26 protein-coding genes are annotated in these 26,663 nt (G+C 37.3%); 15 read left to right on the top strand and 11 right to left on the bottom strand.

The window, feature by feature from the left end:
- Position 1: 1 nt before the first annotated feature.
- The 3 genes from ACYT6F_RS07010 to flxA form a co-directional block, all read right to left on the bottom strand.
- Positions 2-1,222 carry a beta-ketoacyl-[acyl-carrier-protein] synthase family protein gene (locus ACYT6F_RS07010; protein ID WP_472600511.1) on the bottom strand — a complete coding sequence of 407 codons (1,221 nt, stop codon included), beginning with the start codon at positions 1,220-1,222 and terminating at the stop codon, positions 2-4.
- A 135-nt stretch (positions 1,223-1,357) separates the two neighbouring features.
- Positions 1,358-2,089, bottom strand: a complete 732-nt coding sequence (flxB, locus tag ACYT6F_RS07005) for a flexirubin biosynthesis SDR family reductase FlxB (protein ID WP_472600510.1) — start codon at positions 2,087-2,089, stop codon at positions 1,358-1,360.
- Between the two features lie 74 nt (positions 2,090-2,163).
- Positions 2,164-3,684 carry a flexirubin biosynthesis tyrosine ammonia-lyase FlxA gene (flxA, locus tag ACYT6F_RS07000; RefSeq protein ID WP_472600509.1) on the bottom strand — a complete coding sequence of 507 codons (1,521 nt, stop codon included), beginning with the start codon at positions 3,682-3,684 and terminating at the stop codon, positions 2,164-2,166.
- Between the two features lie 97 nt (positions 3,685-3,781).
- Here flxA and ACYT6F_RS06995 point away from each other — a divergent pair, with 97 nt between their 5' ends.
- On the top strand, positions 3,782-5,026 hold the full coding sequence (locus ACYT6F_RS06995; protein WP_472600508.1) for an NAD(P)/FAD-dependent oxidoreductase: 1,245 nt from the start codon (positions 3,782-3,784) through the stop codon (positions 5,024-5,026).
- 30 nt (positions 5,027-5,056) lie between these two features.
- On the opposite strand, the gene flxY is transcribed toward ACYT6F_RS06995, so the two are convergent.
- Positions 5,057-6,349 (bottom strand): flexirubin biosynthesis putative acyl-CoA ligase FlxY, encoded by a 1,293-nt coding sequence (flxY, locus tag ACYT6F_RS06990; RefSeq protein WP_472600507.1) that lies wholly within the window; start codon positions 6,347-6,349, stop codon positions 5,057-5,059.
- Between the two features lie 576 nt (positions 6,350-6,925).
- Here flxY and ileS point away from each other — a divergent pair.
- The 8 genes from ileS to trpS all read left to right on the top strand — a co-directional run bounded on the left by ileS (position 6,926) and on the right by trpS (position 14,434).
- The gene (gene ileS, locus ACYT6F_RS06985) at positions 6,926-10,396 is read left to right on the top strand and encodes an isoleucine--tRNA ligase (RefSeq protein WP_472600506.1); all 3,471 of its coding nucleotides are present in this window, start codon (positions 6,926-6,928) and stop codon (positions 10,394-10,396) included.
- Positions 10,397-10,456: 60 nt separating this feature from the next.
- Positions 10,457-10,837 carry a TraR/DksA family transcriptional regulator gene (locus tag ACYT6F_RS06980; RefSeq protein ID WP_027378898.1) on the top strand — a complete coding sequence of 127 codons (381 nt, stop codon included), beginning with the start codon at positions 10,457-10,459 and terminating at the stop codon, positions 10,835-10,837.
- A gap of 81 nt (positions 10,838-10,918) precedes the next feature.
- Positions 10,919-11,164, top strand: a complete 246-nt coding sequence (locus ACYT6F_RS06975) for a DUF6576 domain-containing protein (RefSeq protein WP_472600505.1) — start codon at positions 10,919-10,921, stop codon at positions 11,162-11,164.
- Between the two features lie 14 nt (positions 11,165-11,178).
- Positions 11,179-11,370: a DUF2683 family protein gene (locus ACYT6F_RS06970; protein WP_472600504.1), complete on the top strand. Its 192-nt coding sequence runs from the start codon at positions 11,179-11,181 to the stop codon at positions 11,368-11,370.
- Positions 11,370-12,008 (top strand): lipoprotein signal peptidase, encoded by a 639-nt coding sequence (locus ACYT6F_RS06965; RefSeq protein WP_248388822.1) that lies wholly within the window; start codon positions 11,370-11,372, stop codon positions 12,006-12,008. Before ACYT6F_RS06970 ends, ACYT6F_RS06965 begins: the two co-directional genes overlap by 1 nt.
- 15 nt (positions 12,009-12,023) lie before the next feature.
- A complete protein-coding gene (locus tag ACYT6F_RS06960) occupies positions 12,024-12,668 on the top strand; it encodes a SanA/YdcF family protein (protein ID WP_472600503.1) in 645 nt (214 codons plus the stop codon).
- A 9-nt stretch (positions 12,669-12,677) separates the two neighbouring features.
- A complete protein-coding gene (locus ACYT6F_RS06955; protein ID WP_472600502.1) occupies positions 12,678-13,385 on the top strand; it encodes a barstar family protein in 708 nt (235 codons plus the stop codon).
- An 80-nt stretch (positions 13,386-13,465) separates the two neighbouring features.
- Positions 13,466-14,434: a tryptophan--tRNA ligase gene (trpS, locus tag ACYT6F_RS06950; protein ID WP_472600501.1), complete on the top strand. Its 969-nt coding sequence runs from the start codon at positions 13,466-13,468 to the stop codon at positions 14,432-14,434.
- Positions 14,435-14,487: 53 nt separating this feature from the next.
- Here trpS and ACYT6F_RS06945 read toward each other — a convergent pair whose 3' ends face one another.
- The 5 genes from ACYT6F_RS06945 to ACYT6F_RS06925 form a co-directional block, all read right to left on the bottom strand.
- A complete protein-coding gene (locus ACYT6F_RS06945; protein ID WP_472600500.1) occupies positions 14,488-15,183 on the bottom strand; it encodes a YjjG family noncanonical pyrimidine nucleotidase in 696 nt (231 codons plus the stop codon).
- 200 nt (positions 15,184-15,383) lie between these two features.
- Positions 15,384-15,974, bottom strand: a complete 591-nt coding sequence (locus tag ACYT6F_RS06940; protein ID WP_472600499.1) for an RNA polymerase sigma factor — start codon at positions 15,972-15,974, stop codon at positions 15,384-15,386.
- A gap of 194 nt (positions 15,975-16,168) precedes the next feature.
- Positions 16,169-16,660 (bottom strand): hypothetical protein, encoded by a 492-nt coding sequence (locus ACYT6F_RS06935; RefSeq protein ID WP_472600498.1) that lies wholly within the window; start codon positions 16,658-16,660, stop codon positions 16,169-16,171.
- Positions 16,661-16,746: 86 nt separating this feature from the next.
- On the bottom strand, positions 16,747-18,027 hold the full coding sequence (gene metK / locus ACYT6F_RS06930; RefSeq protein ID WP_472600497.1) for a methionine adenosyltransferase: 1,281 nt from the start codon (positions 18,025-18,027) through the stop codon (positions 16,747-16,749).
- A gap of 236 nt (positions 18,028-18,263) precedes the next feature.
- Positions 18,264-19,214 carry a LysR substrate-binding domain-containing protein gene (locus ACYT6F_RS06925; RefSeq protein WP_472600496.1) on the bottom strand — a complete coding sequence of 317 codons (951 nt, stop codon included), beginning with the start codon at positions 19,212-19,214 and terminating at the stop codon, positions 18,264-18,266.
- Positions 19,215-19,345: 131 nt separating this feature from the next.
- On the opposite strand from ACYT6F_RS06925, the gene ACYT6F_RS06920 reads away from it, so the two are divergent.
- The 6 genes from ACYT6F_RS06920 (at position 19,346) to ACYT6F_RS06895 (ending at position 24,230) form a co-directional block, all read left to right on the top strand.
- Entirely contained in the window at positions 19,346-20,833 is a 1,488-nt protein-coding gene (locus ACYT6F_RS06920) for a catalase (protein ID WP_472600495.1), read from the top strand.
- A 105-nt stretch (positions 20,834-20,938) separates the two neighbouring features.
- Positions 20,939-21,706, top strand: coding sequence for an enoyl-CoA hydratase/isomerase family protein (locus ACYT6F_RS06915; protein ID WP_472600494.1), 768 nt, complete (start codon positions 20,939-20,941; stop codon positions 21,704-21,706).
- A 45-nt stretch (positions 21,707-21,751) separates the two neighbouring features.
- Positions 21,752-22,174 (top strand): deoxycytidylate deaminase, encoded by a 423-nt coding sequence (locus ACYT6F_RS06910; RefSeq protein WP_472600493.1) that lies wholly within the window; start codon positions 21,752-21,754, stop codon positions 22,172-22,174.
- 6 nt (positions 22,175-22,180) lie between these two features.
- Entirely contained in the window at positions 22,181-23,095 is a 915-nt protein-coding gene (gene xerD / locus ACYT6F_RS06905) for a site-specific tyrosine recombinase XerD (RefSeq protein ID WP_472600492.1), read from the top strand.
- Complete coding sequence (locus ACYT6F_RS06900; protein WP_472600491.1) at positions 23,092-23,607, top strand: NUDIX hydrolase; 516 nt, start codon at positions 23,092-23,094, stop codon at positions 23,605-23,607. The genes xerD and ACYT6F_RS06900 overlap by 4 nt, the downstream gene beginning before the upstream one ends.
- Positions 23,608-23,780: 173 nt before the next feature.
- Positions 23,781-24,230: a hypothetical protein gene (locus ACYT6F_RS06895; protein ID WP_472600490.1), complete on the top strand. Its 450-nt coding sequence runs from the start codon at positions 23,781-23,783 to the stop codon at positions 24,228-24,230.
- Positions 24,231-24,412: 182 nt separating this feature from the next.
- On the opposite strand, the gene ACYT6F_RS06890 is transcribed toward ACYT6F_RS06895, so the two are convergent.
- Both ACYT6F_RS06890 and ACYT6F_RS06885 read right to left on the bottom strand, forming a co-directional pair.
- Positions 24,413-24,871, bottom strand: coding sequence for a heme-binding domain-containing protein (locus ACYT6F_RS06890; protein ID WP_472600489.1), 459 nt, complete (start codon positions 24,869-24,871; stop codon positions 24,413-24,415).
- A 2-nt stretch (positions 24,872-24,873) separates the two neighbouring features.
- Positions 24,874-26,640 (bottom strand): Ig-like domain-containing domain, encoded by a 1,767-nt coding sequence (locus ACYT6F_RS06885; protein WP_472600488.1) that lies wholly within the window; start codon positions 26,638-26,640, stop codon positions 24,874-24,876.
- Between the last annotated feature and the right edge of the window lie 23 nt (positions 26,641-26,663).

Genomic DNA, 26,663 nt, shown 5'->3' with positions numbered 1-26,663 from the left:
TTTAATTAAATTTTTTAACAATTAATGCGGAATTGGTTCCCCCAAATCCGAAAGAATTCGACAAAAATACGTCAATTTTTTGACTTTTTGTTTCGGCAATCAAATTTATCCTTTTTGCTTCGTCATCAGGATTTTCCAGATTGATATTCGGTGCTATGAAATCGTTCTGCATCATCAGAATAGAATAAATAACTTCACTTGCACCCGCCATCCAGCATTCGTGACCGGTCATTGATTTGGTAGAACTTACCGGTACTTCGCCTCCAAAAATTTCATAAATCGCTTTGGCTTCATTGGCATCGCCAATTGGTGTGGAAGTCGCGTGGGCATTAATGTAATCAATATCTTTAGCAGATAATCCGGACTGCTTCAGGGCTCTGTCCATTGCTAAAGCAGGTCCGTCTACATTAGGTGTGGAGATATGCCCTCCATTGGAAGAAAAACCATAACCGACAATTTCCGCGATGATATTGGCTCCTCTTTTCTGGGCAGACTCTAAACTTTCAACAATTAAAGTTGCTGCACCTCCGCTCGGAATCAAACCGTCCCTGTCTTTATCAAAAGGTCTTGATGCTTTTGTCGGTTCATTTTCCCTTACTGAGAAAACACCCAGTCCGTCAAAACTTGCCATTGAATACTTGTTGGTTTCCTGCGCTCCTCCACAAATAATCATTTCCTGGAAGCCGTTTTTAATCATCATATAAGCCAATCCCAGAGAATGAGATCCGCTTGCACAGGCTGCGCTGATGGTTAGGTTGATTCCTCTCAATTTAAAAATCGTTGAAAGATTCATGGTTACTGTGGAATTCATGGATTTAAAAATCGCTCCCGAACCCATTAAAGTCGTATCTTTTTTCTCTCTTGCAATATCAATAGATTCTACCACCGCCTTGGAAACGCTGTCGTTTCCGTATAAAATTCCGACCTCGTTATTGTCTAAAAAATCCTGGTCGATATTTGCCTGCTTCAGAGCATCAAGCGTTGCGATGTAGGCATATTCGCTTTCTTCGCCCATGCTTACACGCTGTCTGCGGTTGAGAAGATTTTTAAGATCCGGTTTCGGAACAACGCCTGTTAATCCGGATCTGAAACCAAACTCCTTTCTTTCATCCACTAAAAAAATCCCGGATCTTCCCTGAAATAAAGATTCTTTCACCTCTTCCAAAGAAGTTCCGATGCAGGAATAAATTCCCATTCCGGTAATGACAACCCTATTTTCCATGTTAAAAAATGTAACAGTTTATCAATTTAACAGTGTAACAATTTTAATTCGCAACCATGATACATTCTGTCATTCTGAACGAAATAAAGAATCTCCATTATTGATACATTGTTAAATTATTACATTGCTAAATTATTATGAGTAGATTCCTCCGTTGATGTTAATTACTTCACCTGTAATGTACGATGATTTTTTAGAAGCTAAAAACGCAACTAAATCTGCTACTTCTTCTGCTTCACCGAATCGGTTTGCAGGAATCATCGCTTTTAATTCGTCTTCGTTAAATTCCTGGGTCATATCTGTTTTAATGAAGCCCGGCGCCACTGCGTTTACCGTAATATTTCTTTTTGCCACTTCCTGAGCCAGAGCTTTTGTAGCTCCTACCAAAGCTCCTTTTGCAGCAGAGTAGTTTGTCTGTCCTGCTGTTCCTTTCACCCCGGAAACTGACACCATATTGATGATTCTTCCGTATTTATTACGCAACAGTTTCTGAATAAAGAAATTCGTTACGTTGAAAAAACCATTTAAACTGGTGTTAATCACCGCGTTCCAGTCTTCACTTGGCATCCACATGAACAGTCCGTCTCGTGTAATTCCGGCATTGTTTATGATAACCTCAACGGTAGCATCAGAATTATTTTCCTGCCATTCCGTTAAAATTTTCTGGGTTTCTTCTGCATTTCCTACATCAAATTTCAGGATCTCACCTGTAGATCCAAGTTCTTCAACTTTAGCCAGAGTTTCCTTTGCTGCAGCTTCGTTCGAAGTGTAGTTAATTAAAATATGGTAATTTTTTTCCTCAGCCAGTTTTATACAGATGGCCCTTCCAATTCCTCTTGAGCCTCCTGTGACGATTGCACATTTCATGTGTTACTTTGTAGTGTTAGTTTTAAAGTATCATTTTTATTTCCTTATTAAAGACAATTAATCTCATTAAAAAATTACACTGTCTTCAAATATTTCTTCACCTCTTTCAGATAAGGATACATCACCATATCATCCGAAAATGCGGGAATAATTTTTCTAATTTCGTCATACAGCTCTTTAGTTGCTGATGAAATTTTATCCTGAAAACCAAGATATTCAATAGCCTGAACAATCGTAATAGCCTCAATCGTCAATACCTCGAAAGCATTTTCAATAACCTTTCTGCAGATCACTGCAGCATTTGTTCCCATGCTTACAATATCCTGATTATCATTATTATTAGGGATACTGTGAACATACATCGGGTTTGATAACATCTGGTTTTCTGCCGTTGTAGACGTAGCCGTAAACTGAACACCCTGCATCCCGAAATTGAATCCTAATTTACCCAGATTAACAAACGGAGGCAAGATTTCATTGATTTTGGAATTCAGTAAATAATTCAATTGTCTTTCTGCAAGCATTGTCAGTTTTGTTACTACAATTTTCAGCTTATCCATTTCCAAAGAAATGTAATCTCCGTGAAAATTTCCGCCGTGATAAACATGCTGATCTTCAACATTGATGATCGGATTATCATTCGCTGAATTAATTTCGTTTTCCAACACTTTTTCAGTGTACTCCAAAGTATCCAAAACAGGTCCTAAAATTTGCGGAACACATCGTAAAGAGTAATATTCCTGAACTTTTTCTTTGAAAACTTTTTCCTGTTCTTCAAAATGAGTGTATAAATGATCTGCTCTTTTCCTGATTAATTTACTGTCAGACAAATGAACCCGCATTTTTTCTGCAATTTTCTGCTGACCGGCGTGAAGTTTTGTTCCGTTTAATACTTCCGATAAGTGATCATCATACGCCTGAACAATTTCATTAATCGCACAGGATAATTTAACAGAAATATCAGTTAACTGATTTGCTTTATGCGCATTAACAACGCCAATTCCGGACATCACGGAAGTTCCGTTCATTAATGCGAGCCCTTCACGGATTTCTACCTGAATTGGTTTTAAACCTTCAGATTCAAAAACTTCTTTTGTAGATTTTCTTTCCCCTTGATAAAAAACTTCACCTTCCCCGATCAACACCAGGGCAAGATGTGCCAACTGAACCAAGTCTCCGCTTGCGCCCACTCCTCCATGCTCAAATATGAGCGGCGTAATATCCCTGTTTATTAATTCTTTAAGTAAATTCACAACAGACTCATGAACGCCTGATTTCCCGAGGGACAATGTATTTAATCTTGCCAGCATGCAGGCTTTTGCTTCGTCTGCAGGAAGCGGATTTCCCATTCCTGAAGAATGGCTTCTGATCAGGTTATACTGAAGTTGGTGGGTATCTTCGTCACTGATCTTGAATTGAGCCATGGGTCCGAAGCCCGTGTTCACTCCATATATTACTTTATTTTTTGAAAATTCCTTTAAGAACTGAAAGCTTTCATTTACTCTGGCAAGAAGCGCTTCGTCCAGTTCTATTTTCTTATTCTCATTGATGATTCTTTTAAAATCATTCAGTTCTAAAAAGTTATTTATTTTCATTTATTGAAAGTAATAATATGATAATTTTGTAATTATTAATTAATTGTCATTAATTTGCGGCAAAGATAGAAGTTATTATTAAAATAAAAAATCAAAGATGAGCAAAGAATTTGTTGACGTTCTTGTAATCGGAGCCGGCCCATCCGGTTGCGTATCTTCTTCATACTTAAAGAAGAACAACGTCAACGTAAAAGTTGTGGAAAAGACTAAATTCCCAAGACTGGTTGTCGGAGAAAGCCTCATTCCAAGGGTTATGGATCATTTTGAGGAAGCCGGATTATTTCCCGCCCTTGATAAAATGGGTTTTGAAAAAAAACTGGGTGCCCGATTCCTGAGAGGAAAAGAAGTCTGTATTTTTGATTTCAGCAATAAATTCGGAGAAGGCTGGGACTGGACGTGGCAGGTTCCCAGAGCAGATTTTGACAATGTTCTGGCTCAGGAAGTCATTAATAAAGGAATTGATCTGGAATTCGAAACGGAAGTGATCGGGATTGAATTCAACGGAACAGATTCTGTGACCACAGTAAAAAATAAAAACGGCGAAACCAAAGAAATCCACGCCAAATTTGTCATCGACTCCAGCGGTTACGGAAGAGTCCTTCCAAGACTTCTGGATCTGGAAAAACCTTCAAAACTTTCACCTCACTCCGCTATTTTCTCCCATGTAAAAGATATCAACAGAGAAGCAGGAACAGAAGGCACTTTAATTTCTTTTGATATTATCGAAACGGAAGTCTGGCTTTGGGTAATTCCTTTCTCCAATGGAAATACAAGCGTCGGAATTGTGGGGCCTACTGAATATATCGATCGGCTTTCTGAAAACGGTGATACCGCAGAAGCTTTGAGAAAAGCGATTTCTCTTTCGGATTATTATGTAAAACGTTTCGGAGATGTAGACTTTCTTTTCGAACCTAAACATCTTAAAGACTATTCATGCTCGGTAAAAAAATTATACGGTGATGGTTTTGCCTTAACGGGAAATGCTTCGGAATTTCTTGATCCGGTTTTCTCTTCAGGAATGGCTTTTGCCACAGAAGGCGGAATGACCGCCGCAAAATTGGCATTAAGACAATTAAACGGTGAAAAAGTTGACTGGCAAAAGGAGTTTGCAGACTATATTCTTTATGGTGTTGACGTTTTCACAACGTATGTAAAGGAATGGTACACCGGAAATCTCCAGGAATTGTTTTTCCACCAGCCGGAAAATCCCGATGTGAAAAGAAAAATCTGTGCAGTTCTCGCAGGTTATGTATGGGATAAAAAAAATACTTTTGTACGAATACATGATACAGCGATCAGGAATCTCGCAGAATTCATTAAAAAAGAAAAGCAACAAGCATAAAAAACGGCCTGAGATTTCAGGCCGTTTTATTTATCTTAAATCGATAAACGTAATTGGTTTTCTGCTGTTCGGGTTAAAAACTGTTTTAGATAAAATATCAAAATCAATCACTTCAATTTTGGGGCTTACTCTCAGCTTTGCCCGGAAATGATCTCTTACTTCACTTACAAAGCTTTCGGAATCACTGTCTGTACTTATTTTAATAATAATTTCATCCAACCCGATTTCATTCGACTGAATAACAATCTGGTAACACAGAATACCATCGAAATCATTCAGAATATCATTCATCGCAGGCGGATACAATGTAGTTCCTTTATATTTGATCATCTGCTGCTTCCTGCCGATCACCGGACCAAGTCTCATTGTATTTCTTCCGCATTTACAAGGTTCATCATGTGCTTTTACAATATCTCCCGTTTTGAATCTTAATAACGGAATCGTTTCAACACCTAAAGTTGTAATCGTTAACTCCCCGCTTTCACCTTCTTTTACCGGATTTCCATCGTCGTCAAGAATTTCGGTGATGATTAGCTCCGGATGATGATGTCCGCCGATCTGTTCTTCACATTCCGTAAAAGCGGTGCTCATTTCTGTGGAAGCATATGTTGAGAATAATTTAATATCCCATTTTTCCTTAATTTTCTGGGATAAAATATTATCCGTAAAGTCCTGATTTTTGATACTCTCTCCGATACAAACTGCTCCATAAACACTGGAGTTTCTATAATCAATTCCATGTTTTTCGGCATAATCGATCATTTTTAATAAAAATGAAGGAACAGTAATTAAATACTTCGGCCTGTATCTGAAAATAGAATCCCACTGAAGCTCAGGAATTCCCGGTCCCATTCTGACAACACTCACGCCCATTTTTCTTAAGCCTAAAAAATAAGCAAGCCCGGCCATGAATCTTTTATCAATGGTTGTAATCATTTGTACAACATCTCCTTTTTGAATTCCGGCACAGGCAAAAGAAATCGCTTCATTGTAAGCTAATCTTTCAAGGTCGTTATCTGATAATCCGAAGGTTACAGGGTCACCCAGCGTTCCTGAAGTTGTGCTATAATCTACAATTTTATCCGGAGTTACGCAGAAAAAATCATCATTATGCTGCTGAATATCATTTTTTGTGGTGATCGGGATTTTCTGCAGATCTTCCAAAGTCTGAATCTCAGAAATATTGATATTGTTTTCCCTGAATACTTTTTGATAAAAAGGTGAGTTTTTTTCAAGGTAAGCCAAAAGCTCCTGAAGTTTTTGCTCCTGAAACTTTTTGATTTCCCGAGTGTCTGATCTTTCGATGGATGGATAAAAGTCCAATGGTTTTTTTATTTTAATGGACAAATTTATTTAATTAATATTAATTTTCTCGTGAAGATTTTATTGCCCACAGATTTCAACGATAACTCTGTTAATATTCATTCTTGAAAATCTCTTGACATTAATTTTACGCAAAGTTTTTATTCTAAATTTATTTTTAGAGGACAAAGGCAAATAAATTTGCTGCGCGAAGCGTGAAAAAAAGGTTCATCAAATCAACTTGTTGATTAATTCTCAGCTTCTTAAAATATGCAGAAATTCAGATAGCTTGTATTTAAAATAAGTTTGGGTTAAAACCCATTAGCAGCGTTACAATCTGAAAGCGGGCTAAAGCCCGCCCCCATTGATTCCCATCAGAATCCGCGATGCTTGTAAAACATTCGTTTTTATTTGTGTTTAAAAACTTCTTCAAAAGTTTACAATTTACTCCTGACTGTTGACAAAAATTAATACTTCTATTTTATCTTTCTGAAACAGAAATTTTTATTGCAAATATGAAAATAAAACATATATTATAAACCGGTAAATTTTAGTAAATTTGCCAACTTAATTAATCAACGATATTGATATATTACAATGAGCCAATTTAAAGAGTACAAAAACCTCAACCTTATTGACGTAGCCGAGAATGTAGCGGAATTCTGGAAACAGAATAAAACTTTCAATAAGAGTGTTGAGATTCGTGAGGGGCAGCCTGAGTTTGTTTTTTATGAAGGTCCGCCTTCTGCAAACGGTATGCCCGGAATTCACCACGTAATGGCCAGAGCATTAAAGGATATTTTCTGTCGTTATCAGACCCAGAACGGAAAACAGGTTTTCCGTAAAGCGGGATGGGATACACACGGACTTCCGGTAGAGCTTGGCGTGGAAAAAGAATTAGGAATCACTAAAGAAGATATTGGCACTAAGATTTCAATTGAAGATTATAATAAAGCGTGTCGTGAAGCCGTAATGCGTTACACAGATGTCTGGAACAACCTTACCGAAAAAATCGGTTACTGGGTTGATCTTGACGATCCGTATATCACGTACAAGTCTAAATACATGGAAACCGTTTGGTGGCTACTGAAACAACTGTATGAAAAAGGATTATTGTACAAAGGCTACACCATTCAGCCGTATTCTCCGAAAGCAGGAACCGGACTTTCTTCCCACGAAGTAAACCAGCCGGGAGCTTACCGTGATGTTTCAGATACAACAGTGGTGGCACAGTTTAAAACATTGCCGGAAACATTGCCTTCATTTTTACAGGGATTTGGCGATGTGCATTTCTTAGCCTGGACGACAACTCCTTGGACGCTGCCTTCCAATACAGCGTTGACAGTAGGTCCGAAAATCGATTATGTTTTGGTTAAAACTTTCAATCAATATACTTTTGAGCCGGTAAATGTAGTTTTGGCGAAAGCTTTGGTTGGAAAACAGTTTGCAAAAAAATACAGTGAAGGTACAGAAGAAGATTTCGCAAATTACACTTCAGAAAGTAAAGTTATTCCTTATCAGATTTTAGCCGAATTTAAAGGGGCTGATTTAGTTGGAATTAAATATGAGCAACTTTTAGATTACGCTAAACCTCACCAAAATCCGGAAAATGCGTTCAGGGTAATTTCAGGAAACTTTGTAACGACGGAAGACGGAACCGGTATCGTTCACACCGCGCCAACGTTTGGTGCTGATGATGCCAAAGTGGCTAAAGAAGCAACTCCTGAAGTTCCGCCAATGCTTGTTTTGGATAAAAACGGAAATCCTGTGCCGCTGGTAGATTTACAGGGAAGATTTTTATCTCAGGTGAATGATGAGATCTACGGTTTTGCGAAGGAATATGTAAAAGGAGAATACCTGAGCGAAGCAGAAAAAGAAGAGGAATTCAAAATTCAAAAAGAAAACCTCAAGTCTATTATTTCAGATTTGAAGACCTATCTTTCTGTAGATGAAAGAATTGCTTTGAAATTAAGGAAAGAAAACAAGGCTTTCAAAGTAGAAAAATATGTTCACTCGTATCCACACAGCTGGAGAACAGATGAACCATTGTTATATTACCCGCTGGATTCATGGTTTGTAAAAATGACCGCTGTGAAAGACAGACTGGTAGATTTAAACAAAGAAATCAACTGGAAACCGAAATCAACGGGAGAAGGCCGTTTCGCCAACTGGCTGGAAAATGTAAACGACTGGAATCTTTCCCGTTCAAGATACTGGGGAATTCCACTACCAATCTGGAGAACAGACCCTTCGACCGGCTCAGGGCAGGCAGAAGAGAAAATCATCGGTTCTGTAGAAGAATTATATAACGAAATAGAAAAATCGATTGAAGCAGGATTGATGAAAGAAAATCCGTTCAAAGGTTTTATCATCGGAAATATGTCCGAATCCAATTACGAACTTGTTGACCTCCACAAAAATGTGGTTGATAAAGTGATTTTAGTATCGGATTCAGGGCAGGCAATGAAACGCGAAAGCGATCTGATTGACGTTTGGTTCGATTCGGGAGCGATGCCTTATGCACAGCTACATTATCCTTTTGAAAACAAAGAATTAATTGATACCAATAAAGCTTTTCCGGCAGATTTCATTGCGGAAGGTGTTGACCAGACACGTGGTTGGTTCTACACGCTTCACGCGATCGGAACGGCAGTTTTTGATTCGGTTGCTTATAAAAATGTAATGAGTAACGGGCTTGTTTTGGATAAAAACGGCCAGAAAATGTCAAAACGTTTAGGTAACGCCGTAGATCCGTTTGAAACACTTGCGGTTTACGGTCCGGATGCAACCCGTTGGTACATGATTTCAAATGCTAATCCTTGGGAAAACCTGAAATTTGACATCGAAGGCATTGATGAAGTGAGAAGAAAATTCTTCGGAACATTATACAATACGTATTCGTTCTTTGCTTTATACGCGAATGTTGACGGATTTAAATTCGCTGAACCCGCGGTTCAAAACAGACCTGAAATCGACCGATGGATTTTATCCGAATTAAATTTACTGATTAAAGAAGTAAAAGCTTTCTACGAAGATTATGAACCGACAAGAGTAGCGAGAGCCATCAGTACTTTTGTAAATGATAACTTATCCAACTGGTATGTAAGATTATGCAGAAGACGTTTCTGGAAAGGAGATTATTCCGAAGATAAAATCTCAGCTTACCAGACTTTATATACCTGTCTTGAAACAGTTGCCAAATTATCTGCGCCCATCGCTCCGTTCTTTATGGATCAATTGTATCAGGATCTCAATAAAGCTACAGGAAAAGAAAACTTTGAATCTGTACATTTAACAGATTTCCCGGTTGCGGATGAAAGCCTTATCGATGAGGAGCTGGTTGAAAAAACGCATCTGGCACAGAACATTACAAGTATGGTTTTCTCTTTGAGAAAGAAAGAAAATGTAAAAGTTCGCCAGCCGTTGCAAAAAGTATTGATCCCTGTTTTGGATTCTAAAACAGAGGAACAGATTTCAGCGGTTTCGGAACTGATCAAGCAGGAAGTAAATGTTAAAGAAATCCAACTGATCAACGCGGAAGAAGCAGCACATCTTATTGTAAAACAGATCAAACCGAATTTTAAAGCTCTAGGCCCTAAATTAGGAAAAGACATGAAAGCAGTTGGAGGTGAGATCGCGAATTTTAATGCAGAACAGATTTCAACTTTAGAAAAAGAAGGAAATTTACACATCCAAGGTTACGAAATTACATTGGAGGATGTAGAAATTTCCACAAAAGATATCCCGGGATGGACGGTAACTTCCGATGGGAAAACAACTGTGGCATTAGATTTGACGTTGACAGAAGAATTAAAATCTGAAGGTATCGCAAGAGAATTCATCAACAGGGTTCAGAACCTGCGAAAAGATAAAGATTTCGATTTGACGGACAGAATTTTGATCTCTTTGGAAGAGCATTCGCCATTCATAGATGACATCAGAAAAAACGAAGAATATATTTCATCCGAAGTCTTGTCAAATAAAATAGAAATTGTATCTTCACTTTCAAATTTTAACGAAATCGAAATAGATGAAGTTAATTTTAAGATAAATGTTGAAAAAATTTAACATATAGTTATTGTTTTTCAAATTCCATTTCATAATTTTATTAAAAAAGAGAAAAGAACCATGTCAGACGAAAGAGTTAGATACAGTGATGCTGATTTACAAGAATTTAAAGCAATCATTAAGGAAAAAATAGAAAAAGCGGAAAATGATCTGAAGCTGATCAGAGAAAGTTTCATCAACGACCAAAACAATGGTACGGACGATACTTCGCCCACGTTTAAAGCCTTTGAAGAAGGTGCTGAAACACTAAGCAAAGAACAGAATTCTATTTTGGCCGGAAGACAGGAAAAATTTGTTCGTGATCTTAAAAACGCTCTGATAAGAATTGAAAACAAAACTTACGGCGTTTGCAGAGTAACCGGAAAATTAATTCCTAAAGAAAGACTTCTGGCTGTTCCTCATGCAACGCTGAGCATCGAAGCGAAAAATATGCAGAAATAACCGAGAGGTTAATATTATACATTTGGGTTTATATTGTATTTTTGACAAATACTTTATAAACCTAATTTTTAGTATATATCCATGAGTGATTTATTCATTTTAATCATCATCATCGTTGTAATCCTGGCGTTTGTTTACAGAGACCGGATCAGGAATCAGTTTTTTCCTGAAAAGCAAAAAAATTTGACGATCGATGACCGGTTTAATTCCGATAAACGCGAAAGGGAAAAAGAAATAGACCGCCTTTTAAGCAAAATGGGCAAAAACGGTATCAACGACCTTTCGCCTAAAGATAGAAAAAGGCTTGATGAGCTGTCCAAAAAATAATTTAAATTAAAAAAGTGGAATCCATAATTGTACATCCGAAAAATGCAATGGAACTCAGCGCGCTGAAAAGCGTTCTAAAAGAAATGAACATTAAGTTCGAAAAATTCCATACCAAGAACATGCATCACAATCAGAAGACGATAAAAAAAATCGTTGACAAGAAAAACGAGAAAGCAGGAAAACCAACCAAACCTAAAGGATTATAATGAAAAAGATAGTATTGGTGACCTTTCTTATTCTTTTGATTGATCAGGCATCAAAAATTTATGTGAAAACACATTTTAACCTTGACGACAGTGTTTCTGTGCTTCCTGGCTTTAAACTTACTTTTGTAGAAAACCCGGGAATGGCTTACGGTCTTCATTTCGGAGGCGTTATCGGAAAATATTTCCTTGTTTTGGTAAGGATTGTCCTGATCGGAGGAATGATTTATTTATTTAAGAAATGGTTGCAGCGCGGAGAATCCAACTACCTCCTGATTCCCATGGCCATGATCTTTGCCGGGGCAATCGGTAACCTGATAGACGGAATGTTTTACGGACTTATTTTCGACAGCGGAACCGTATATGATGCAAGTATTGACCGATGGATCGGCTATGGCGGAATCTCAAAATTCTCCTCTTTCGGTGAAGGATATTCTACATTTATGAGAGGCTGTGTAGTAGATATGCTTCACTTCCCTCTGGTAGACTGGAACGTTCCTGAAAGCTGGCCGCTAATCGGAGGAAAACATATCGAATTTTTTAAATATATTTTTAATGTAGCAGATTCTGCAATTACCGTGGGCGCAGCTTTACTATTAATTTTCAGAAAAAAGGCTTTCCCGAACGGACTTGAATTTTAAAGAGTTTAGCACATAATGAAAAAAATAATCAAGAACTTATTTAAGATTTTCCTGCTTCTTCTGGTTGCAGGAATTCTTTTTATTGTCTGGGTGAATTACAGCATTAAAAAGAACAGTGATCCTTACCTTTTTTATAAAACGGCTTACATTCCCAAAACAAAAACGGCATTGCTGCTGGGTACAAGCAAAAGTTTAAATAACGGATTTCCGAATGCTTATTTCTACAACCGCATCGATGCCGCTGTGGAGCTTTATAAAACCGGAAAAATACAATACATCATTGTAAGCGGCGACAATAGCAGGAAAGATTATAACGAACCTGAAGATATGCAGCTCGCCTTAATGGAGCACGGAATCCCTCAGGACAGAATTTTTCTCGACTTTGCCGGGTTCCGGACCCTGGATTCAGTGGTGAGAGCAAAAGAAATTTTCGGACAAAAAAAGCTGGTTATTATTTCCCAGAAGTTTCATAATGAAAGAGCCGTGTTTCTTGCCAGGCAAAACGGGATGGAAGCTTTCGGTTACAATGCTGCCGACGTAAATAAATATGCAGGTTTTAAAACCAATATGAGAGAATATCTTGCAAAAGCAAAAGCTTACTGCGATCTGATTTTTGGTGTGGAACCGAAATTCGGGGGAGATAAAATTTTGATTCCTTAATTTTTTTATATGTACACACTTGCATTTGGTAAAACTTATCCTGAAATTGAAGTTTTTACAACCTTTGAGGATATAGAACATTTTGAAATTAAAAAACCGTCTATAGGCAAAATATATCCGGTAAAAATGATCGGATGTGAAAACATCACTGTCTTTAAACCGGAACTATTCGATAGTGAAAGCGATTATGGAATTATCCTTATAGACCAATATGGAAATATTAAGAAAGCCTATTTTCTAAATCCCGTACAATTTGAAGTTATTGACAATTCCGTATATATGTTGGCTTATATCTTCGGAGGATCGAAAGGAGCAATAAAAGCATGGAAAAATTACTTTTATGCAGAAGTAAAAGAATACAATTTATGGAGAAATCTTAAACCAGCAGAAAGACAGGGATGGCTGGAACTTGCGATGAGCTGCCAGAATATCGATTATGAAAATCCTACAACCATTATAGAGATTGATGGTTTTGATATAGATTGTTATAGTGATTTCTATTGCGCACTTGGTGAAGCAGCACATGGTCCGGGAGGCTATTTTGGCCGCAATATTGATGCACTTGCAGACTGTATTTGTTCGCCCGAGTTCGGAGGCGGTAAACTTCAGAAAGTTATATGGAAAAATTCAAAAAGATGCAGGTGGAAATTAAAAAGAAAATTTAAAATGATTGTCGATCTTTTCCATGAATTCAGGATTGAGGTTGAGTTACAGTAAATAAACTTTATCTTAAACCTTCAAAATATTTATAAACATCTTACCTTTGCAATCATTAATTTTTAAATAAATTTTAAACAATGTCAAGAATTCTTACCGGCATTCAAGCCACCGGAACCCCGCACCTGGGAAACCTGTTGGGTGCTATTATTCCTGCAATTGAGCTATCAAAACAGGAAGGAAACGAATCTTTTTTATTCATCGCCAATCTTCATTCTTTAACGCAGATTAAAGATGCGGAAGTGCTTAAACAAAACACCTACGAGATTGCTGCGGCTTGGCTTGCTTGTGGGCTGGATACCGAAAAAACTTTTTTTTACAGACAAAGTGACATTCCTGAAACCTGTGAACTTTCTTGGCATTTATCCTGTTTTTTTCCGTATCAGAGATTAACGTTGGCACATTCCTTCAAAGATAAGGCAGACCGGTTACAGGACGTGAACGCCGGTTTATTCACCTATCCTATCCTGATGGCTGCCGATATTTTGTTGTATGACGCAGAAATCGTTCCCGTAGGAAAAGATCAGCTCCAGCATCTGGAGATTGCCCGTGATGTCGCATCAAGATTTAATAATCAAATGGGTGAAGTTTTTGTACTTCCGCAATCTGAGCTTCAGGAGAATACCAAATATGTTCCCGGTATCGACGGACACAAAATGTCTAAGTCAAGAGGAAATATCATCAATATTTTCTTGCCTGAAAAAGAACTGAAAAAGCAGGTGATGAGCATTGAAACGGATTCCAAATCTTTGGAAGAGCCTAAAGATCCTGAAACCGATAAAGTATTTGCTATCTACCAGCTGATTGCAACTCCCGAACAAACGGAAGAACTGAGAGCGAAATATCTGGCCGGAAACTTCGGTTATGGGCATGCTAAAAAAGAGCTTCTGGATTTAATTTTAACAAGATTTGAAAAAGAAAGAGCGCTTTTCTCTTACTATATGAACAATCTTGAGGAACTGGAAGCCAAACTGCAGGAAGGAGCAGCCAAGACACGAGTAATTGCTACGGAAACCATTACAAGAGTAAGAAAAAGTTTAGGGCTTTAATGTTTAAACCTTATCATATAGTTTCGGCGGCACCTTTGGTGCCGCCGAAACTTTTATAAATACTCTTTAATCTGCAAAAGATGCTTAATGACTTTCAGATCCTTTTCCTGTTTATTTTCATTTAAAACATCGAAGAAAATAACGTCCATCCCGAAACTTTTTGCTCCGACAACATCAGCGACCCAGTCGTCACCGATGAGAATACTTTCCTCTTTTGATGCACCTGCAAGCTTCAGGGAATATTCAAAAATTTCAGGTCGCGGCTTTCTGACGCCAACTGTATCTGCACTGGTAATAGTCTGAAAATAGGGGGCAATTCCCGATAAAATACACTTCCTTTCTGTTACCTCTTTAAAACCGTTAGAAATAATATGCAGCGTATATTCTTTAGCTTTAAGATAGTCTAAGATGTATGCTGCACCTTCGACCAGTTCATTGTAGTTCAGAATTTTGTCGAGGAAATGTTCTTCAAAATACATGGACAGTTGTTCATCATCAACATTAAAATTTCTGAACGTATCATAAAAACGGTGTTTCCTCAGATACTCTTTGTCAATAATTCCGTCCCGGATATCTTCCCAGAGTTTTTCATTGATTCTATGATAAACAGAGTGAAAAGCTTCAAAGTCAATTCCGTATTTCAGGGCAATTTCCTCTTTTTCAAAAAGCTGTTTAATGGTAAGGTAAGCATTTCTGCGGTGATCCCACAAGGTATTGTCGAGATCAAAAAAAATGTGCTGAATTTTCATACAGCACAAAATTAATTTTAATTTTTGGAAATCGGATAATTCTTGTTCTTGGTTTTTACAACATCAAGATTCTTTGAAAAATTGAGTAAAAACTCAATGGTCTGCTTTTTTGGTTTCAAAGTTTTCACTTTTAAGGAATCATTTTTTCTCATAGGCGGTTAAATGTTTTCCTTAAAACGAGAATTTTCCGATATTATTATCTATCGTGTCAAGATAATATGGTTTTCATCCATGATTTTTCTCAGGTTTATCAATGCATATCTCACCCGTCCCAATGTGGTATTGATGCTCATCTCAGTATGATCTGCAATTTCCTTAAAGCTAAGCCCGTCAAAAAATCTTAATTTTATTACTTCCTGCTGATTCTCAGGAAGAAACTGGAGCATTCTTAATAGATCCTCCTGAATCTGGTTGGTTACCAGCTGATCTTCAATATTTTCGGAAGGTTCTCTCAACAGGTCGAAGATAGAATATTCTTCTGTCTCAAAAGTTGTTTCTGAAACTTTAATATTCTTCGCTTTAGCCCTGAAATGATCAATAATTAAATTATGGGCAATTCTTTTCGCCCAAAGAATGAATTTTCCTTCTTCGTTATAGCGTCCTTCCTTCAGCATAACAATGATTTTCATGAATGTATCCTGAAAAACATCATTTGCCAGATCTTCATCATTAATTTTGTAAAAAATGAATGTAAACAGTTCTCTCTGATGGCGGTGAATAAGGGTCGACAACGCCGCTTCGTCTCCTTTTTGATAAAGGGAAATAAGTAAACTATCCGATTTTGATTTCATAACTTCTCTCAATACTATTTTGCTGAAAAAACACTTTCCAGATTTTTCATCTGGTTTCAGCTGTAAATACAAAACAATTCTTCAGAGTAAAGTCTTATCAATAGGCGGATACAATTTTTAATGATGTAAATATAATAATTTTTTAATAACTGTTAACCTATTATTAAATTTTTAAGAGAAAAATTTAAAAAAAATCATTTAAACATGTCGTGAATGAATACAGTAGGGATATTTAGTGTAAAATTAATATTCAGTCCTTTCAGTTCTTTACCGTTGATCCCACTGTTTCCTATTGAAAAAGCATATCCTCCCGTAAGATCAAGCATCCCGAAAAGCGTAAAACCAACTTTCGGAGCAATATATTTATTCGTTCCTTCTGCGCCGATCAGGAAGTAATATGAATGATAAAAATCTACATCTTTCTGAAAATTCAGCAGCACATCAGCAGAAACTTTAGGCATGATGGCAAACTTAGAATTTGCAGATCCCATTAATGCAGAACCTCCAAGCCTGTAGATAACATCATCGCTCTTCAGAAACAGCAACTTCCCTCCCACTTCGCCAAAACTTTGATTTTGATAAGTATATCCGACGCTTACCATTTTGTGTACGGTAAGCTGGGCTTTAGCAAAAGTACTGAGAAAAAAAACGGTAAGGAAGGTAATAATGAATTGTGATTTGTTCATGTTCTGTTCTATTTATATGTAAAATTAAAAAAAACTGCCTTACCTGAAAGATAAAGCAGCTATTCATTTGTTTATTATTGTGAAAATTAAATTCCGAAAACGGACTTAATTTCATTTACTTTGTCTAATTTCTCCCATGTAAAGAACTCTAAACCAGTAAGTGTAAGTTCATTTTTCTGTCCTTTGTTGAAGGTTTTATCAGCTACATAATGTTCTTTACCCATATGTCCGTAAGAAGCAGTTTCCTGATAAATAGGGTTTCTAAGTTTCAGGTTTTGCTCAATAGCGTACGGTCTAAGATCAAATATTTCAGAAACTTTTTTTGCGATTTCACCATCATGAAGATCAACTTTAGCAGTTCCGTAGGTATTGATGTAAAGTCCGCAAGGCTCGGCAACACCGATTGCATAAGAAACCTGAACCAAAACCTCATCTGCAACCCCCGCAGCAACAAGATTTTTAGCGATATGTCTTGTCGCATACGCAGCACTACGGTCTACTTTCGAAGGATCTTTCCCGGAGAAAGCACCACCTCCGTGAGCTCCTTTTCCTCCGTATGTATCAACAATAATTTTTCTTCCCGTAAGACCTGTATCTCCGTGAGGACCACCGATTACGAATTTTCCGGTAGGGTTGATATGATATTTGATCTGATCATTAAATAAAGCCTTAATCTCATCAGACTGTAACGCTACGACTCTAGGAATCAGGATATTTTTGATATCTTCCCTGATTTTAGTCAGCATTTCTTCTTCTGTTCCGAAATCATCGTGCTGTGTAGAGACAACGATAGAGTCGATTCTGATAGGTCTGTGATCGTCAGAATATTCAATCGTTACCTGGCTTTTTGCATCCGGGCGAAGATATTTAATTTCCGAGTCTTCTCGTCTGATTGCTGAAAGTTCTTTAAGAATAGTGTGGGCAAGGTCCAGTGCCAAAGGCATGTAATTGGCTGTTTCATTGGTTGCATAACCAAACATCATTCCCTGATCTCCGGCTCCCTGTGCATTGGCCTTAGCTTCGAAAGACTCATCTTCTACCGCTCTGTCAACACCCTGGTTGATATCCGGTGACTGCTCATGGATGGCTGAAATTACACCGCAGGAATCACCATTAAACATATATTCTCCTTTTGTATAGCCTATTCCGTTGATTACTTCTCTGGCGATCGTCTGTACATCAAGATAGGCATCAGACTTCACTTCACCGGCAAGTACTACCTGCCCTGTAGTAACAAGCGTTTCACAAGCTACCTTAGAATTTTTATCGTATGCTAAAAAATGGTCGATTAATGCATCAGAAATCTGATCGGCAATTTTATCCGGATGTCCTTCTGAAACGGATTCAGACGTAAATAAATAAGACATATTACTCTATTTGTTTTTAGATTAAAATTGACGAAGAAAAATAAGAATAATTGTCGGTACGGCTAAAAAGAAATACTGTTTTAGCATTTTTTTATAGAGGTTGCAATCAGGACAAATTTTTCCTCGTTCGTAAACGTGGGCAAATTTAAGTACTATTTTTTTAATACTCAAATTTTTGCCCTGTTATTATAAATTTCGTGAAATTAGCAGCTTATCAACCCTTTACTGATAAAAACCTATTGAGGTTTTATGCTTACGAATTCTTTTGGATTTTCGTGATAATTAAGCTTTTTCTCCAGCGAGGTTCTTATTGAATGTGATAATTCGTCAATAATCTTTTGTTTGAAGGTAGGCTTATAATAAATAATGCTGATCTCTCTGTATGGAAAAGGTTTTTTGAATCTGAAAACATTTTCTTTCTGCTGATCTGAAAGCTGACTTAATGCAAGCTCCGGCAGAATACTGATCCCTCCCACTTTATCAACCATATGCACTAAAGTCTGAATATTAGAAGCAAGGAAGTCTAAATTTTTAGGCTTTAATGTATTTTCTTTCAGGTGGCAAATGTTTTCAAACTGATTTCTCAGGCAATTTCCTTCCTCAAGCAGCCATACTTTTTCCACATTCAGCTCTTCGGGAACTACGTAAGAATTTTTCTTATTGGCTTCCGTATCGGAACTGTAAATCATCAGTTCTTCGTTGAACAGGAAATCCTGATAGAATTCATCTGCAGAATCATAGGGTGTAGAAATAATTCCGGCATCAAGTTCGCCTGCTTTTAGAGCCTTAACGATATTGTCCGTTGTCATTTCTTTTACATTCATCTGGATTTTAGGATTATCTTCGAGAAATTTAAAAATCTCTGTAGGAAGGATAAAAGAAGAAACTGTAGGGATGATTCCGATGTTGATGGTACCTCCTAAAATATTGTTTAAAAGATTAGCTTTATTTTTCAGTTCATTGACAGATTCTATAATCACCTTCGCCTGATCAATGATCTGCAGCCCCACATCTGTGGTACGGATCGGATGTGTAGTTCTGTCGAAAACCTTTACATCCAGTTCATCTTCAAATTTTTGTATCATTGCACTTAACGTAGGCTGCGTAATAAAGCATGCCTGAGCTGCTTTACCAAAATGTTTATACTTATCTACAGCGATAAGATACTCCAGTTGCTGAATGTTCATCTGATTAATATTATCTATGACAAAGATAAAATGTTTTTGCTATTTGTAATTAAAAATTAAAGTAAATTTGATATTTTAATAAGTCATTACGGACAACTATCAAGATAGACCCGCAAGCAAATCATAAGTATATGGATTCTAAAAAATTAACACTAAGCAACGGCGCTCCTTATTATGAGCACCAGGATTCGCAGACAGTAGGCCCAAGAGGCCCGGTTCTATTGCAGGATTTCGTTTTACAGGAAAACCTTGCCCACTTTGTAAGAGAGAGAATCCCCGAAAGAATTGTTCATGCCAAAGGTACCGGCGCGTACGGAACATTTACGGTAACACACGATATCAGTCAATATACAAAAGCTAAACTATTTTCCAAAGTAGGAAACTCATGCAGAATGTTTGCCCGTTTTTCTACCGTAGGAGGTGAAAAAGGAAGCGCAGACACAGCCAGAGACCCAAGAGGTTTTGCTCTGAAATTTTACACAGAAGACGGGAACTGGGATCTTGTCGGGAATAACACCCCGGTTTTCTTTATTAAGGATGCCAAAAAATTCCCTGACTTTATTCATACTCAAAAAAGGGTTCCCAAAACCAACCTTAAAAGCGCCACGATGATGTGGGACTTCTGGAGCCTTAACCCTGAATCTCTTCATCAGGTATTAATCTTAATGTCAGATCGGGGAACACCTTACGGCTACCGCCACATGCATGGCTTCGGGTCTCATACTTTTTCGATGATCAACGATAAAAATGAAAGAGTATGGGTAAAATTCCACCTGAAAACAAAACAGGGAATCAAGAACTTTACCGATGCGGAAGCTATAAAAATGGCCGGTGAAAATCCCGATTTTGCACAGGAAGATCTTTGTAACGCCATAGAAGAAGGAAACTTTCCAAAATGGACAATGTATATCCAGGTCATGACGGAAGAGCAGGCAAGAGACTTCAGATGGAATCCTTTCGACATCACCAAAGTATGGTTCCAGGGAGATTTTCCGCTAATTGAAGTTGGTGAAATGGAACTGAATGAAATTCCCGTGAATTATTTTGCGCACGTGGAACAATCTACTTTTTCGCCAAGCAATCTGATCAATGGCATCAGCTTTTCTCCCGACAGAATGCTACAGGGAAGACTGTTGTCTTATCCAGATGCGCACCGCTACAGAGTCGGCGTTAATGCACATCAGCTTGAAGTGAACAGATGCCCCTTTGCAGTGAACAATTATCAGCGTGACGGCTTTATGGCAGACTCCAGCTATTATCAGGACAGACCGAACTACCACCCGAACAGTTTCGATGATATCAGACCAGATGCATCTTATAAAAATTACGAATACGAACTGGACAGCGCTCATGTGTCTAATTATAACAGAAATGAAAATGACGCCGATCATTACACCCAGCCGGGATTGCTTTATTCTAAAGCTATGAGCCCGGAAGACAGACATAACCTCATTAACAATATTGTGGGAAGCATGAAGGGAATTACAGGACCTAAAAGAGATGAAATCATCAACCGTCAGCTTTGCCACTTTTTCAGAGCAAATATTGAACTTGGAATGAAGGTGGCAACGCAGCTTAATGTTGTTATTGATGCCAATATGATGAATCATTCTATATAAAGATCTAATTAATAATTTAACAGAAAGGAAAAAATATTGACTTTTTTTCCTTTTTTTTATAAAAAATTTATAATTTGCACAGAATAATATTTTATAAGTTGAAAAATGGGTTACGAAAATATATTATTAGATAAACAAGATAAAATATCTACTATTATTATCAACCGTCCTGAAAGTCTGAATGCATTAAATGCCAAAACGATCAGTGAACTAAGTTCAGCACTGGAAGAATTAAGCGCTGATGCAGATTGCAGAGTGATTATTCTTACAGGAAGCGGCGAAAAATCTTTCGTTGCCGGAGCAGATATAAAAGAATTCAGTGATTTCGGGCAGGAAAAAGCAGAAGAGCTTGCCAGAAACGGACAAAACTCATTATTCAATAAAATAGAAAACCTGGCCAAGCCCGTAATTGCAGCTGTAAACGGCTTCGCATTGGGTGGTGGTCTTGAGCTTGCCATGGCATGCCACATCAGATATGCATCGGAGAATGCAAAATTGGGATTACCTGAAGTAACACTGGGATTAATCCCGGGTTACGGAGGAACTCAAAGGCTTCCGAAGCTTGTAGGAAAAGGTATTGCCAACGAAATGATCTTCTCTGCCAAAATGGTTCCGGCTCAGAGAGCAAAGGAAATCGGACTGGTAAATGAAGTGTACCCTATTGAAGAGTTATTAACCAAAACAAAAGAACTGGCCCAAGTTATTGCCAACAATTCCCCGATGGCAATATCCAAAGCTATTCATGCTGTCAATTTATCAGATACGGATAAAGGTTTTGAAACCGAGATTCAATATTTCGGAGAGCTTTTTGACCTTGATGATAAAAAAGAAGGAGTTTCTGCATTTCTGGAAAAAAGAAAGCCCCGCTTCTAAATTTACCTTAATAAAAATTATTTCGAAAAAAAACAATGCTGCTGTATGAATAAGTTTGACAAAGCTTATCTGAAAATGGCTCAGGAATGGGCAAAACTTTCCTACTGTAAACGAAAGCAGGTAGGAGCTCTTATCGTAAAAGATAGGATGATTATTTCAGATGGTTACAATGGTACGCCGTCAGGTTTTGAAAATTGCTGTGAGGACGAAGATGGCAGGACACACTGGTATGTGCTTCATGCAGAAGCCAATGCCATTTTAAAGCTGGCCGCTTCCACACAGTCTGCAAAAGGAGCAACGTTATATTTAACGCTCTCTCCCTGCAAAGAATGCAGTAAGCTCATTTTACAGGCAGGCATCAACAGGCTTGTATACATTAATGAGTATTCGGATGATGACGGAATATCATTTCTAAAAAACCATGGCATTGAAATAATCCAGATTTCGGACTATGAATTAAAAAAATAACACAACATGACTTGGGATGAAAAAATTAAGGATTTTGAAATTTTTCTTCGTTTCGAAAGAAATTTTTCAGAAAATACTCTTGATGCGTACATTAGGGATATTAAAAAACTAAAAGAATACGCGGAAGAAGATTTAAAGAATGTGGGACCTGATACCATTCAGTACGAAAACCTGCAGGAATATATCTTTAACCTTTCCAAAAAAAAATTCAGCGAACGCTCACAGGCAAGATGGATATCGTCTATAAAGGCTTTCTTCAAATATCTTGTTGAGGATGAGTTTCGCCAAGACAATCCGGCTACTTTATTGGAAGGTCCGAAACTAGGACTTTATCTGCCGGACACTTTAAGCCTGCCGGACATCAATAAAATTATCGGTGCGATTGAACTGGATTCTGATCTTGGAAAAAGAAATCAGTGCATCATTGAGGTACTGTACGGATGCGGACTCCGGGTTTCTGAGCTTATAGAGCTGAAAATCTCCAACATCAATTTCCGGGAGCATTATATTAAAGTACTGGGTAAAGGAAACAAAACCCGTTTTGTTCCACTTGCTGATTACACTGCAGCATTACTTGTGAGCTATATCTCTGATATCCGTTCTAAAATTAAGGTAAGTAAACGGTATGAAGACACCTTGTTTTTGAATAGCAGAGGTACATCCATGTCCAGAGTAATCGTATTTTTAATTATTAAAGAACTTACGGACAAGGCAGGCGTTAGCAAGAAAATTTCACCACATACCTTCAGGCACTCTTTTGCAACACATTTATTGCAGAATGGTGCAGACCTCCGTTATATCCAGGAAATGCTGGGTCATTCGAGTATTACCACAACGGAAATTTACACTCATCTAAAAACAGAAGAACTTCGGGATGTTATTTTAAATTATCATCCGAGAAATATGAATATTGTCCAATGAAAATATTGAAATATTGCCCAGGCTGCGGCAAAGAATCTCTGAACTGGGACGGCGAAAAGAAATGGAGCTGCCCCGAATGTAATTTCATTCTTTATAATAATGTGGCCGGAGCAGTAGCCGTGGTTATACGATTTGAAAATGAAATTTACCTTACCAAAAGGAACAGAGATCCAAAAAAAGGAAAGCTAGACCTTCCGGGAGGTTTTGTAGACCCTCGTGAAAGTGCAGAAGAAACCTGCAAAAGAGAGCTTTTCGAAGAACTGCAGCTTGAGGTGGATATTTCAAATTTAAAGTATCTTACAAGCCTTCCGAATGTATATCAGTATAAAGAAATAGACTACAATACAATTGATATTTTTTATGAATATCCTGTTTCGGAAAAGTTTCGGGTAAAACTTGATATTTCTGAAATTTCAGAAGCGGTCTGGATTCCTTTGCAGGAATTAAATCCTGAAGATCTTGCTTTTGATTCGCAGAAAAAGTTTTTCGCTGATTATATTCGGAAGGTTTAACTAAAGACATCACAATTCAAAAATACAGTAAGTTTTTTGTGCCAGTGTATAATTAGTTTATAAAGATAAGCGGATTAAAGATACGGCCAATAAAATTCTATACGAATGATACAATAAACATTCGTACATATTATCTTATAGCAAAATTATAGTAACTAACGTGTTGTATTAGAATGAAAAAAATATTACTAGCTATTTTAGGAAACTTCTTTCTTTTATCAAATTCCCAGAAATTATACTCCAAAATAGATTATGCAGAAATTAATCCCACCAGACTGTCGATTGGAAAGAGTTTCATAGAAACATTTTTAGATAAATGTTACAAAAACAATAGTACTACATTTAAAAATTTTAAAGTTGATAAAAGGATTGAAAACTCCATGATTTCGAATTTTGAAAAAGAATGTCAAAAAAATAAAGAAAACTATGGCAATATTGAAATTCTAGAATTAAACTCAGTTTATAAAAATAAGCGTCTTAAAAGTTTTGACCCTGTTGATTTATTTATTTTCAACATTAAAACGGAAAAAGTTTCTCCCGCTAAGTTTTTAAGTGTTTGGGTTTATGAAGATAGCAATGTTATAGGAGGAATATGGATATCTAAAAAGAAACCATTAGAATAAGAAGAAAGATCAAGAAGTAATAAATAGAAATGATATAAAAAATGATATAAAATTTGTTTCTAATCTTTAAATCCAAGCTTAACATGTATATAGCAAAGATGAATTGAAAATTCTTAAACATATTGAATACAAACTATCATTTATACAGTTTATTCATTCACAATCTAAAATTAGAAATTTAATCAATATGTTTTTGACTTCAGCATTGTTTCAAAATACTGAACTAATAATACACGTTCTGCTTCAGATAAATTAGCTTCTTTATGATACACCACATAACCGGGCATAGGCATGGTTTTATTTTGTATGGTCTGAACGGCCTTCTCCAGCATATTCTTCTTTAAATCGTCATTATAGTTTCCCCAAACGGAAAAATTTAAATGCTCCCTGCCTTCATTGATATGACTTTTTACGGACCACGAAACCGGAGCCACATAAGCATAATCAGGATATACCGTTTCATCTGAGTGACAGTCGTAACAGGCACCTTTAATGAGCTGCGATATCTTCGGAGGTGTTCTTTTGATATCTATAAAATTTACCTGATGATCAACCGGTTTATTCACCTTATCTGTTGGGATAAACTGAATCAAGGCAAAACCAATTAGAAACCAAAAAAGTATTCTTTTAAATGTTTTCATGATTATCTTGTCGGTTTTATCAAAGTTCTGTCGCTTTTCAGCTCAGGTCTGGTCCCTGTATTTGGTGTAACCGAGTTAGAAGAAGGCGTTGGAGCGGTACTGTTATTCGGCTTTGGAGTATCGAGCTTGGATGTATCCAGAACTCTCGTATCTTTCAGATCCCATTTTTCGTTGCTGTCCCACAGAGGTCTTACAATCACCGTTTTATAATAAATATAAGAATCTTCCGCAAAAATTTCCTTCTGAAAATCGGCTTCATCCCAATATTTATTTTCATTGTTATCGACCAATATCCTTACAATATATTCTGCCGGTTTGAGGATATCAAACTTCACATCGGTGCCTTTGGTATACTTCTGATAAAGAACTTTTTCCGAGCTGTCTATCAACTGAATCCAATAGCTTGAAGCAGGAGCATTTTCCAGCTTAAAGGTCAGGCTTCCGTAATTCTCCACTTTATCGATTTCAAAATCAAAACGTTTTGACTGATAGTTTTTAGCATAAAAAGATGAAACCGTTTCTTTTGGTACCGTAAGCTGATACTTTTTGCCCGAAACAAAATCTGCATTGACAATAATCTGGTACGGATTTGTTTCTGAAATCCTTGCGGTGAAGGGAAGTGTATTCAGGCTGTCTCCCGTTGCCCTGAAGATCCATTTGTCTGTGCTTAGCTTATCGATATAATAGTTTGAACTGATTTTAAAGTCTTCTTTCGGAGCAAGCAGTCCACCGCCGTTATCACTGTTTAAATCCATGCTGTTCTTGGTGTTGTAACGGTAAAACAAAGAAGCATTATAAAGAGTATCTTTTTTAATTCCGGCATTGTATCCGAACTTCACGTTTTCGACTGTGGTTTGCCCGAGATTGCTTTTCACCGCATCAAACCATATTCTTACGGAATCCGATTTCGGAGCATGGGTCACCTTGTAATCTGTGAGCTTTTCGTTTTGAGACTGTACTCTCACGCTGTCTGGCTTGCCTTCGAAAGTCATTAAAACACCGCCCGGCACTTCTTTCGTTTCAAGATATTTTACCGGCTTCTTAGACGGATATAGCTTTACATTCAATCCTGAGATCGATTTTTCAACTACAACAGGTTCTTTCTGAAAGCCTACTTTTTCCTTTCCGGGATCATAGATAGAGTTTCCGTTTTCATCTTCAAAAGCGATAATTCTATATTTTCCGGGCGCAAGATAATTCAGTTCATAATAACCGTCATCATCAACTTTGGTGATATAATAAGGCTTCTGCTTATAATCTATGGTATCTTTTACCTGATAAAGTCCTACGACAAATTTATTTTCAGAAGCTTTTTTGAGGGATAATGCATCTCTTACTTCTCCGCTGATATAGAAATCATCCAGCTTTTCACCCGTAGAAAAAGCAAAGTTAAAATATCTCAGAATATTATTTTCGTTATTATCCGAAATGGCGTTTCCGAAATTGAAATTGTATGTTGTATTAGCCTGTAAGGTATCTTCCCATTGGATAAGAACAAACTTATTGGCGATACTGGAGGGGATAATTCTGGTGATTTTAATGGGCGGAGAAATGCTTAGGTTCTTATTAATATCTTTCAGGGTCACATATTCGTCGAAATCAAGGCGCAGCTCTTTAATGTCCCTGGGAACATTAATTCTCGTAGTATCAATATTTGATCCTAAAAATTTTGGCGCCAACGAATCTTTCGGGCCTCCTACAGGCGATCCTACTCTCGCACAGGACTGCAAAAGAAAGCCAATGACAAATAATACAAGAAGTCTTTTCATGAACATGTTTACGCAAAAATAAA

It is taken from the genome of Chryseobacterium sp. NG-CE01 (assembly GCF_055695505.1).
Note: the sequence above shows the minus strand (reverse complement) of the source record. Positions and strands in the feature narration are given on the sequence as shown.